Genomic DNA, 261 nt, shown 5'->3' on the forward strand with positions numbered 1-261 from the left:
TTCGTCAGTTTCACCAGCGACCAGATCGGCGACAGCCTGTCGCCGCTCACCGTGTTCCGCGATCAGAAAGGCTTCACCGGACGCATCGTCGCGTCGTCGCCGAGCCTCGATGAAGTGCGGCGGCTGATCTTCGCCGGCTACGGGATCGGCTGCCTGCCCGAGCACATCGTGCGCGACGACGTCGCGCAGCAGCGCCTGTGGCGCCTGCCGCCCGACGACGGGCTGATCGACGTCGACGTATTCCTGCTGTGGCATCGCGAG

The 261-nt window shown here is 67.0% G+C and carries 1 protein-coding gene; it reads left to right on the forward strand.

Annotation, left to right across the window (positions count from 1 at the left end; all coding sequences use genetic code 11):
- The coding region (locus SB751_RS32110) for a LysR substrate-binding domain-containing protein (protein WP_410749276.1) at nucleotides 1-261 on the forward strand (261 nt) is incomplete at both ends.

Source organism: Cupriavidus sp. SIMBA_020, assembly GCF_046535395.1.
Lineage (GTDB): Bacteria > Pseudomonadota > Gammaproteobacteria > Burkholderiales > Burkholderiaceae > Cupriavidus > Cupriavidus campinensis.